This is a genomic window from Ruegeria sp. Ofav3-42, assembly GCF_022347725.1.
GTDB lineage: Bacteria > Pseudomonadota > Alphaproteobacteria > Rhodobacterales > Rhodobacteraceae > Ruegeria.
On record NZ_JAKRGB010000001.1, the window covers coordinates 546,471 to 557,049 of the forward strand.

A 10,579-nucleotide genomic window follows, 5' to 3' on the forward strand; every position below is an offset into this window, starting at 1 on the left:
AACGCGCAGGAACAACGCGGCGAATCCGCTTTGCTCTAAAGGTAGAACAAAGGGGTTTCCCTAAGATTGGCGGAGCTGAGCGCGGTAAACTCTGCCCACCAATGTCGTTTTTGTACCCCGAATGACGATTTCGAACATTGACCTAACCCGAATTCTGGTGCCGAATGTCAGGTATGGGGATGTTCAGAATCCGAAATAAGAAAAACCATGAACCTGCCACCCGGAGCATGCCGGCCTGAGCGGTTCAAAGCTACATCCAAAAAATTACCGTATCACAGGGAGTAACGTTAATGAAAAACCAGACAACGACCGGAGCACCGATTCACTGGGCGGCTGAAATGCATGCTCAGGAATATCGGGACGGTAAAATGAACCGACGCGAATTTCTGACCCGCACCACCGGGCTTGGCGTCACCGCAGCAGCGGCCTACGGCATGATCGGCCTGACCGCGCCGGTGCATGCGGCCGGTGAAGACGCCAAGAAAGAAGGCGGTACTCTGCGTGTCCAGATGGAAGTTCGCGCCCTGAAAGATCCGCGCACCTATGACTGGTCGCAGATCGGCAACTACAGCCGTGGTACTCTTGAGTATCTGGTCGAGTACAACTCGGACGGTACGTTCCGCGGGATGCTGCTGGAAGGTTGGGAAGTCAACGACGACGCGACCGAGTACACTCTGAAAATTCGCCCGGGCGTCAAATGGAACAACGGTGATGACTTCACCGCCGATGACGTAGCACGCAACATCGCGCGCTGGTGCGACAAGAGCTCGGAAACCAACTCGATGGCGGGTCGTTTTGCAACCCTGGTTGATCCCGAGTCCGGCCAGGCGATTGAAGGTGGTATCGAGGTTGTCGACGCCAACACCGTCAAACTAAACCTGCCCGCCTCTGACATCTCGCTGATCGCGGGCATGGCGGATTATCCTGCGGCCATCGTTCACAGCTCGTTCAGCGAAACCGATCTGCTGAATAATGTGGGCACCGGCCCGTATCTGATGAGCGAACTCGAAGTCGGCGTCAAAGGCGTTCTGGTGCGCAACGAGGACCACACCTGGTGGGGTGAAGCCATCTTTGGCCGCCCGGCCTTGGACAGCATCGAATACATCGACTACGGCACCGACCCGTCCGCATGGCTGGCGGCACTGGAATCCGACGAAGTCGACATGCTGTATGAATCGGTTGGTGAATTCATCGACGTGATGGACAGCCTCGGATACATCAAGTCCGAAGTTGTAACGATGAACACCATCGTCGTCCGCCCAAACCAGCTGGCCGAGATCGACGGCAAGAAACCGTACGAAGACAAGCGCGTCCGTCAGGCGCTGCAGATGGCGGTCGATAACTCGATCTGTCTGGAGCTGGGTTACGGCGGTCGCGGTGCGCCTGCGGAAAACCACCACGTTGGACCGATCCACCCGGATTACTTCGAACTGCCGCCGCAGAAGGTCGATCCTGATGGTGCTCGCGCACTGATGGAAGAAGCCGGAATGATCGATTTCGAGCACGAGCTGATTTCGATCGACGACGACTGGCGCCGGAACACCACCGACGCGGTTGCGGCGCAGCTGCGCGACGCGGGCATCAAGGTCAAGCGGACCGTTCTGCCGGGCAACACCTTCTGGAACGACTGGGCGAAGTATCCCTACAGCTCGACCAACTGGAACCACCGCCCACTGGGTGTTCAGATCTGGGCGCTGGCCTATCGTTCTGGCGAAGCCTGGAACGAGTTCGGCTGGGCGAACGCCGAGTTCGATGCCCTGCTGACCGAAGCTCTGGCCATCGCGGATGCGGACAAGCGCCGTGAAGTGGTCGCCAAGGGCGAAGCGATGATCCAGGAAGAAGGCGTGACCATTCAGCCCTATTGGCGTTCGCTGTATCGCCACATGAAGGACGGTCTTGTCGGCACCGACATGCATGTCTCCTTCGAGCACCACCACTACAAGTGGGGCTGGGCAGCCTAAAACCTGCCGGACGATAAAACGGGGGCGCCTGATCGGGGCGCCCCTTTCCAGCCGCAGACAGGCCGACACGGGGTCGGATGTCCGAGGCCAGCAAATGGTCCAATGATCTGCGGAACACCCGAACAACAGGGGCCATCATGGGACTATTCATCCTTCGACGGTTCGGCGTCATGCTGCTGACGGCATTGTGCCTGACTTTCGTGGTCTTTTTTCTGACCAACCTTTACCCGAACCTGGAAAAGCTTGCGAAAACGCAAGGCAACCAGCGGATGTCCGACGAACAGGTCGAGACCTGGCTTGAAAACCGCGGTTACCTGCAACCCACGCTGGTCAAATACGGCCAGTGGCTGGGAGTCATGCCGGGCTTTACCAAAACGCTGGAAGACGGCACTTTCGTAGGCACCTGCACACGACCGGGGTCAACCGAAGAAACAACCCCAAGATTCTGTGGCGTTCTTCAAGGCGACTGGGGATACTCAACCGTTTTCAAGGATGAAGTCGGCAGTATTGTTAGCAAGCGCCTCGGCAATACCGGCTATCTGATGTTCTGGGTTCTGGTCCTGATGGTGCCATCCGCGCTGTTGGTCGGCGTGCTGGCCGGAATGCGCGAAGGGTCTGCACTGGACCGGTCCCTGTCCACATTCTCGATCATCACTACGGCGACACCGGAATATGTGTCAGGCGTGATTTTCATAGCGATCTTCACATCGTCTACCGTGGGTCTGAAGTGGTTCAAGGGTACCGCGACGCAGGCGATGGACAACCCGACATTCGAGAACTTCTTCCTACCGGTTCTGACCATCGCGCTTTACGGCATGGGCTATATCGCTCGGATGACCCGGGCCTCGATGACCGAGGTGATGACCGCGCAGTACATCCGAACCGCAAGGCTAAAGGGTGTGTCCTTCGGCAACATCGTTCTGAAACACGCGCTGCGCAACGCGCTGATCGCGCCCTTCACCGTCATCATGCTGCAGTTCCCGTGGCTGTTGAACGGCGTGGTGATCGTTGAGACCCTGTTCAACTACAAGGGCTTCGGCTGGGCACTGGTTCAGGCGGCGGGCAACAACGACATCCAGCTGCTGCTGGCGATTTCGGTCGTGTCGGTCTTTGTGGTGCTGGTGACGCAGCTGATATCCGATATCGGCTATGTCTACCTCAACCCGCGCATCCGTATTTCGTAAGGGAGGATAGATCATGGAACCTCTTAGCTGGACCGGCTCTATCGCCTTTCTGAACCCCATCCTTCTGATCGCATTGGCAGCGCTGATTGTATCGATCGTCATCTGGATTATCGGCAGCATCATTCTGCCGGAGGCACCGATGACCGTGAATGCCGACGGCACCATCAGCTCGGGCAGTGGTCTGCGCGGACTGACTCAATCGGCCCTGAGATACAGCTTTTTCGCCTGTGTCGCGCTTTCGCTTGCCTACATTCTGCTTGGTATTTTCATGGGTACCGGTGCCGGGATTATCGGTGCGATCTCGCAGCAGTTTCTGCCTGTGTGGCTGTCGCTGATCATCCTGTTTGCGATGTCGATCGCCTTCAAACGGCGCCTTGGTCTTTATGGCAAACTGTTTGACAGCCCCATCGGCATGATCGGCTTTGGCCTGGTCATGTTCTGGGTTTTCACCGGTATCTTTGGCGCACTGGATCTGATCGTAACACACGACCCGCTGGTGCAAGTGTCGGGCATGAAGAACAAGGTGCCTGGAACGCCTCTGCCAAGCCCGGAAGAAGGCGAGTATGCCTGGTACCTGCTGGGTGGCGACAACCTTGCCCGAGACGTCTTTAGCCGCATGGTCAAGGGCGCTTGGATCGTTGTTCAGATCGCTCCGCTGGCGACGATGTTCGCGTTCATGGTCGGGATCACTTTGGGTCTGCCCGCAGGGTACTACGGCGGGCGTCTGGACACGTTCCTGTCGTTCCTTGCCAATCTGATCCTGGCTTTCCCGGTTATCCTGCTGTTCTACCTGCTGGTCACGCCAGAGATCGTGGCAACGGGCGTGCCGAACTATATGGCGGCCGTGTTGTTCGTGTTCCCGATCCTGTTCATCGGCGTCTTGCTGAACTCGCGCTACTACACCCGCCCGAAATTCCGCACGCCGCTATTGATCGGCGTTCTGGGCATCGCGCTGTGGCTGTACCTGTCGCTGATTTCGACCGGCGGTTACATCATCAACACAGATGATTACCGTATCTGGGGTCTGCCAACTTATCTGGATCTGTTCGATATCCCGGGCGGCATTCTGGTTGTGTTCGTGTCGGTCGTCTTTGTGAACTCGCCCACCGTGTTCCGCATCGTGCGGGGCCTTGCGATGGACATCAAGACGCGCGACTACGTGGCGGCGGCGCAGACCCGTGGCGAGGGCCCGTGGTACATCATGTTGTGGGAAATCCTGCCCAACGCACGTGGGCCGCTGATCGTCGATTTCTGTCTGCGCATCGGCTACACCACCATCCTGCTGGGAACTCTGGGTTTCTTTGGACTGGGTCTGCCACCCGAAAGCCCGGATTGGGGTTCAACGATCAACGAAGGGCGCAAGCTGTTGTCGATCTATCTGCACCCTGCCCTGCCGCCTGCGCTGGCGCTGTTGTCACTGGTTCTGGGTCTGAACCTGCTGGCGGATGGTCTTCGTGAGGAAAGTCTCAAGGACTGATGTGATCAAGGCCGGGGGCTCTGCCCCCGGACCCCCGAGGTATTTTTAGCCAGATGAAGGGGATCCCCTGACTCTCGCGAGGAGAACACAAATGAACAAACTGGCGGATTATGACGGGCCAATTCTGGAGATCGACAAGCTGTCGATTTCATTCTTCACCCGCCTGCGGGAAATTCCCGCCGTGATGGATTTCTCGGTCAGCGTGCAACCCGGTGAAGCTGTGGGGCTGGTTGGCGAATCCGGATGCGGCAAATCCACCGTCGCGCTTGGGGTCATGCAGGACCTTGGTAAGAACGGGCGGGTTGTTGGCGGTACGATTAAGTTCAAAGGCCGCGATCTGAGTGAGATGAGTACCGACGAGTTGCGCGACATTCGCGGCAACGAGATCGCAATGATCTATCAGGAGCCGATGGCCAGCTTGAACCCGGCGATGAAAATCGGGCGGCAATTGATGGAAGTGCCGATGATCCACGAGGGCGTGGGCAAGGAAGAAGCTTATGCCCGCGCGTTGGAAGTGGTGACGGATGTGCGTCTGCCCGACCCCGAGCGGATGCTGAATTCCTTTCCGCACCAGTTGTCGGGCGGTCAGCAACAGAGGATCGTGATTGCGATGGCGCTGATGTCCAAGCCGTCGTTGCTGATACTGGATGAGCCCACCACCGCCCTGGACGTGACCGTTGAAGCCGCCGTCGTCGAACTGGTCAAGGATTTGGGCAAGAAATACGGCACCTCGATGCTGTTCATCAGCCACAACCTGGGTCTGGTTCTGGAAACCTGCGACCGGCTTTGCGTGATGTATTCGGGCGAAGCTGTAGAGCGCGGTTCAATCCACGATGTATTCGACGAGATGCAGCACCCCTATACGCAGGCGCTGTTCCGCTCGATCCCCCTGCCCGGGGCGGACAAGAACGCGCGCCCGCTGGTGGCAATTCCGGGTAACTTCCCGCTGCCGCACGAGCGTCCGCCAGGCTGTAACTTTGGCCCGCGCTGCGACTATTTCGAAGAGGGTCGATGCGACGCGCAGAACATCCTTATGGAGGCCGTGCCGGGCAACGACCGCCATCACACCCGCTGCCTGAAATTCAAGGAAATCGACTGGAATGCCCCGATCACGGTGGGCGAGCAGAAAGAAAAGGGCGAGATTGGCCGCACGGTTCTGAAGATGGACAACCTCAAGAAGTATTATGAGGTTGCTGCCAACGCTCTGTTCGGTGGCGGTGAGAAGAAGGTTGTGAAAGCCAACGAAACCCTCAGCTTTGAGGCGCACGAATCCGAAACGCTTGCCATCGTGGGTGAATCCGGATGCGGCAAGTCCACTTTTGCCAAGGTTTTGATGGGGCTTGAGACGGCCACAGATGGGCAAATCCTGCTGGACAACCGCAATATCGAGGACGTGCCCATCGAAGAACGTGACGCCAAGACGGTGGGTGAAGTTCAGATGGTGTTCCAGAACCCATTCGACACGCTGAACCCATCGATGACCGTTGGTCGTCAAATCATCCGTGCACTGGAAATCTTCGGCGTTGGCAATTCCGAGGCTGAGCGCAAGAAACGAATGCTGGAGCTGTTGGATCTGGTGAAACTGCCCCGCGCCTTTGCCGACCGGATGCCGCGGCAGCTATCGGGCGGCCAGAAACAGCGTGTCGGTATTGCCCGGGCCTTTGCCGGTGATGCCCGGATCGTTGTCGCGGACGAGCCGGTCTCGGCGTTGGACGTGTCCGTTCAGGCCGCTGTGACCGACCTGCTGATGGAGATCCAGCGCGAACATAAGACGACCCTTCTGTTCATCAGTCACGATCTGTCCATCGTGCGATACCTCAGCGATCGCGTTATGGTGATGTATCTGGGGCATGTGGTCGAACTGGGCACAACGGATCAAGTCTTTTCGCCGCCCTATCATCCGTACACCGAGGCTCTGCTAAGCGCTGTGCCCATTGCGGATACATCAGTCGAAAAGCAACACATCGTTCTGGAAGGCGATATCCCATCAGCCATGAGCCCGCCACCGGGCTGCCCGTTCCAGACTCGGTGCCGCTGGAAATCCGAGGTGCCGGGCGGGTTGTGCGAGAAGGACGTGCCACCGGTCAAGCATCTGGCAGATGGACATCAGGTGAAATGCCACCTCGCCGACGACATTCTGGCCCGAATGGAGCCTGTCATCAAAATCGCGGCGGAATAACCGCGCGAGACAATTCCACGGCGTTGGCACAAAGTCGGCGCCGTGTCATATTTCTGTAGAACACATCGGATAGCGCTGGAAGGCCGTTTCTTACGGCGTTGATTTCAAGGGCGAGTATTCGATGACATCTCTCGGCGACAGTCGTGCGCGGGCCATTCTGGGTCTGCACCTTTCTGGCACGTTCTGCGCAAGCATGACCGCCCCGTTTATCCCATTCTACATCGTGCAGGAACTGGGCCACCCGCCTTGGCAAATCAGCATATATAGCGCCTTGGGGATATTGCTGACAGTCGGGTTCAACCGGAGCTTCGCCGCGCGACTGGACAACGGACATCGGTTTGCGCCGTTGGTTGGTCTGTCCATCGCGGGTTATGTCATCGCACTCGTATCCGTTCTGCTCTGGCCGTCTTATGGGACACTGATAACGGTATGCGTGCTGGGATTCAGCCTCAGCAGCAGTTCCCTGTCCACCATGTACAGCTTTGGCCGCATCAGCGCCGAACGGTATGGGTTTGATATTCCTTCCTTTAACGCCTGGCTGCGGGCGATGACGTCGCTCGGTTGGATGATGGGCCCGGCGCTCGCGTTTTTTGTGGCCGGACAATGGGGGCCTGACCGGGTCTTTGTTGCGGCATTGGCCGCTGCATCGGTCTGGGCAGTATTGTGGCGGACAGCCATGCCCGCGGACGCAAGGTCTGAAGTGGCTACAAAACCTGGCGAAGATGAATCAGATACAAACAGAATTCTGTGGCTGGCGGTTACGGCCTGCTTGCTATTCTCAACCGCGCATGTGCTTTGCAGCAGTGCCCTGCCCCTGTTTTACGTTCGTGAGGCCGGCCTGCCAGGTTTTGCGCCGGGGCTGTCATTTACGATCAAGACAGCCGCCGAAATCGTAATCATTCTGACGACACCGGTTCTGTTACGTTTCATTTCACCTTTGACCGGATTGATCCTGTCTGGTGGATTGGGGCTAAGCGCGTTTCTTGTGCTGTCACAGGTCTCGGGCTTGGCTGGAATGATCGTCGGCGCCGCACTTGAAGGCACTTATTACGGTCTTTTTGCCGGAGTCAGTCTGACCTTTGTTCAGAACCTGGCGAATGGGCGTATGGCGCGGGCCAATGCGTTGTACGTCAACAGCTTGTTCATCGGAGCGTTGGTTGCTGGTCCGTCGGTTGGGGTGATCGCCCAATTCGCCAGCTTTCAGACCGCAATTCTTGCGGCCTGCGCACCGATGGTTCTTGCTTTGATCGTATTGGTGGTGACGTCTAGAATGCAGATCCCAGCGCGGTTTGGTTCGTCTGAAAAACAGAAAGCCGGTTAGCCGCCCCAGATCACTTTCACATAGTTCTGGGTTTCCTTGTATGGCGGCACGCCGCCGTGTTTTTCCACGGCCTTCGGTCCTGCGTTATAGGCTGCCAGCGCCAGACGCCAGGATTTGAACTTGCGGTACTGCCAGGACAAGTACCGCGCCCCGCCTTCAAGGTTCTGTTTGGGATCGTGGGGATTCACACCCAATAGGCGCGCAGTCCCCGGCATAAGCTGAGCCAGACCCAATGCTCCCTTGTGAGAAACCGCGTGGGGGTTCCATCCACTTTCCTGTTGAACCAAGCGCAGGAACAGCTCCTCCGGGACACTGTGCTTTCGTGCGGCTTGCCGGGCCAGCGTCAGATATTGACCGCGATACTTACCGTTATACCGCTTGCTGAACTTCGGCTGAGCGGTCTTTGGCTTCAGACGCTCGGAGTCGCGATATTGGGTCGCAGCACGTGAATCCAGAATCTTTGATTGCTTAAGGAAAATGTCCTTGCGGCTTTTGGTGGACAGTGTGTCAGCCGCAGCCGGGACCGAAACCAGCGCAAGGCTCAGAGCAGAAAAACAACCAATTAGAAAACGCATTAATGCCAATCCCGCTCGTCCTCGAACCAATCCAGTATAGATATTTCAGGCAATAATGAAAGCTTGGTAAACAGAGGCTGGGGGATTTCTTGCCGACTGTTGCACACATCAACTGTGTTTTAACCATGACACAGGCCGTATAGGGTCGCATAGATACAACGCGCCAGATTCGCGCGTACTCGAGTTAGACAAGAACGGGGAACTACATGGCAGGTTCAGTCAACAAGGTCATTCTGGTCGGAAATCTCGGCCGCGATCCCGAGGTCCGGTCGTTCCAGAACGGCGGCAAGGTTTGCAATCTGCGCATCGCTACATCCGAGACCTGGAAAGATCGTAACACCGGTGAACGTCGTGAGCGCACGGAATGGCACTCGGTGGCGATTTTCTCAGAGCCATTGGCGCGGATTGCTGAACAATACCTCCGCAAGGGCAGCAAAGTTTACATCGAAGGTCAGCTTGAAACCCGCAAATGGCAGGACCAATCGGGTCAGGACCGGTATTCGACCGAGGTCGTTCTGCGCCCCTACCGTGGTGAACTGACTCTGCTGGACAGCCGCGGTGAAGGCGGTGGCGGCGGCGGTTATGGTGGCGGCCAAGCGGGCGGTTATGGCGGCGGTCAGGCAGGCGGTGGCTATGGCGATCCCTATGGCGGTCCGTCCAGCGCCCCTGCCCCTGCATCCGGCGGAATCGACGACGACGAGATTCCGTTCTGAAGGGAACAAACTTCTGAATTGTAGATTTTAGAAGTTACATCGTTATAAAAAAAGAAAAAATCTCAAGAAGTGTTTATTTTTGAGATTAGCAAGCCTGTGAGATTCCGAAACCAATCAAAAATGTAGATTTTTGATTGGTGGAGGAAACACTACCACACTAAACGCCCCCACAGTGCTCTGGGCTATCGCCCACCAGCGCCCGAAACCATCATCTCGATGGATCACAGGCCGATGATGCACTAACAATCAACTTGGACCAGTCAGATGAGGCTGCTCAGAAGCCGTCGATGGCAATATAGCGATAATACTAGAAGCCTCAGAAACTTGCTACAATACACCCAATGACTGCCCAGACGCTGTCTCCACAGTCGATCTTGCCAGCGTAGATGAGAGCTTGCTGAGCCTACCTCCCGTTCCAATAGCTAGCTACCGCCTTGTACGACCAATCGCGGCGCTTGGCCTCGCTCAGATTCCGTGATTTCATATGGGATGCTCTTGGCAATCCAAAAGCGGCATTTATACCTAAGCTATCTGATTTATCTCGCCGTCTTGACGAGGAAGTTAGCGTGGCTCTCTACATCGAGGGCGTTGCGCTGACCGAAGCGGAGATCTTCTTTGAAAATGTTGCATTGGGAACCGTTCCGCAAAAAGACTCTCCCGGTAGCTTTCAAGGAAAATTCGGTGATGAGTTTGCTGTGATTGTCGTTAGGACGACGCGATCCAATCCAGGTTGGCTCGATGTAGACATCCCAAAGCTACGCGAAGAACTGTGGATCGAGTAAATGCCTGTGGAAGACGGTGTATTCTTTCTTCGCGTAAAGGATCAGTTTGGCCGTTGGCAACGCTTCGACATTGAGTACCAGAACTGGTCGAGTAATACTCAAACTGAAACACGAGAGAAATGGGTTAAAGTTGACAATTTGGGAGTTCATGTCGAAGAGGAAAATGTCACTACAAGCACATCGCAGTACCGCTCTCAGTCTAATAGGTGTGACCTGAGCCCCTGAATCTCCTCCAGTTTTGTGTAGAGTCCGCCCAACTTAAGGACGGACAAATGAAGACGAGATTCACCGACGAACAGATCATCCAGATGATCAAGGAACAGGAAGCAGGCGAGCGGACTGCTGACGTGTGCAGGCGCTATGGTATTAGCCAGGGCACCTTCTACA

The 10,579-nt window shown here is 56.5% G+C and carries 9 protein-coding genes and 1 pseudogene; 9 read left to right on the plus strand and 1 reads right to left on the minus strand.

Annotation, left to right across the window (positions count from 1 at the left end; translation table 11 throughout):
• The first annotated feature begins 290 nt into the window (after positions 1-290).
• From MHN28_RS02710 to MHN28_RS02730, 5 genes are all read left to right on the plus strand, one after another.
• On the plus strand, positions 291-1,961 hold the full coding sequence (locus tag MHN28_RS02710; RefSeq protein ID WP_239335662.1) for an ABC transporter substrate-binding protein: 1,671 nt from the start codon (positions 291-293) through the stop codon (positions 1,959-1,961).
• Between the two features lie 137 nt (positions 1,962-2,098).
• Complete coding sequence (locus MHN28_RS02715) at positions 2,099-3,145, plus strand: ABC transporter permease (RefSeq protein WP_239335664.1); 1,047 nt, start codon at positions 2,099-2,101, stop codon at positions 3,143-3,145.
• Between the two features lie 13 nt (positions 3,146-3,158).
• The gene (locus MHN28_RS02720) at positions 3,159-4,622 is read left to right on the plus strand and encodes an ABC transporter permease (RefSeq protein WP_239335666.1); all 1,464 of its coding nucleotides are present in this window, start codon (positions 3,159-3,161) and stop codon (positions 4,620-4,622) included.
• A 91-nt stretch (positions 4,623-4,713) separates the two neighbouring features.
• A complete protein-coding gene (locus tag MHN28_RS02725) occupies positions 4,714-6,801 on the plus strand; it encodes an ABC transporter ATP-binding protein (protein WP_239335669.1) in 2,088 nt (695 codons plus the stop codon).
• A gap of 121 nt (positions 6,802-6,922) precedes the next feature.
• Positions 6,923-8,122 (plus strand): MFS transporter, encoded by a 1,200-nt coding sequence (locus MHN28_RS02730; protein ID WP_239335670.1) that lies wholly within the window; start codon positions 6,923-6,925, stop codon positions 8,120-8,122.
• Here MHN28_RS02730 and MHN28_RS02735 read toward each other — a convergent pair.
• Positions 8,119-8,697: a lytic transglycosylase domain-containing protein gene (locus tag MHN28_RS02735; protein ID WP_239335672.1), complete on the minus strand. Its 579-nt coding sequence runs from the start codon at positions 8,695-8,697 to the stop codon at positions 8,119-8,121. The genes MHN28_RS02730 and MHN28_RS02735 overlap by 4 nt on opposite strands.
• Before the next feature lie 206 nt (positions 8,698-8,903).
• Here MHN28_RS02735 and ssb point away from each other — a divergent pair, with 206 nt between their 5' ends.
• The 4 genes and pseudogenes from ssb to MHN28_RS02755 form a co-directional block, all read left to right on the plus strand.
• Entirely contained in the window at positions 8,904-9,410 is a 507-nt protein-coding gene (ssb, locus tag MHN28_RS02740; protein WP_239335674.1) for a single-stranded DNA-binding protein, read from the plus strand.
• A 126-nt stretch (positions 9,411-9,536) separates the two neighbouring features.
• Positions 9,537-9,653: pseudogene (locus MHN28_RS02745) on the plus strand (integrase core domain-containing protein); the annotation flags it as partial.
• A 323-nt stretch (positions 9,654-9,976) separates the two neighbouring features.
• Positions 9,977-10,192: a hypothetical protein gene (locus tag MHN28_RS02750; RefSeq protein WP_239335679.1), complete on the plus strand. Its 216-nt coding sequence runs from the start codon at positions 9,977-9,979 to the stop codon at positions 10,190-10,192.
• Positions 10,193-10,464: 272 nt separating this feature from the next.
• Positions 10,465-10,579: transposase (locus MHN28_RS02755; protein ID WP_239335702.1), on the plus strand; the 115-nt coding region annotated here is incomplete at its 3' end.

Coding starts and splice junctions, on each gene's coding strand:
- ssb (WP_239335674.1), top strand. CDS start 8,904: ATGGCAGGTTCAGTCAACAAGGTCATTCTGGTCGGAAATCTCGGCCGC.
- MHN28_RS02720 (WP_239335666.1), top strand. CDS start 3,159: ATGGAACCTCTTAGCTGGACCGGCTCTATCGCCTTTCTGAACCCCATC.
- MHN28_RS02725 (WP_239335669.1), top strand. CDS start 4,714: ATGAACAAACTGGCGGATTATGACGGGCCAATTCTGGAGATCGACAAG.
- MHN28_RS02735 (WP_239335672.1), bottom strand. CDS start 8,697: ATGCGTTTTCTAATTGGTTGTTTTTCTGCTCTGAGCCTTGCGCTGGTT.
- MHN28_RS02710 (WP_239335662.1), top strand. CDS start 291: ATGAAAAACCAGACAACGACCGGAGCACCGATTCACTGGGCGGCTGAA.
- MHN28_RS02730 (WP_239335670.1), top strand. CDS start 6,923: ATGACATCTCTCGGCGACAGTCGTGCGCGGGCCATTCTGGGTCTGCAC.
- MHN28_RS02715 (WP_239335664.1), top strand. CDS start 2,099: ATGGGACTATTCATCCTTCGACGGTTCGGCGTCATGCTGCTGACGGCA.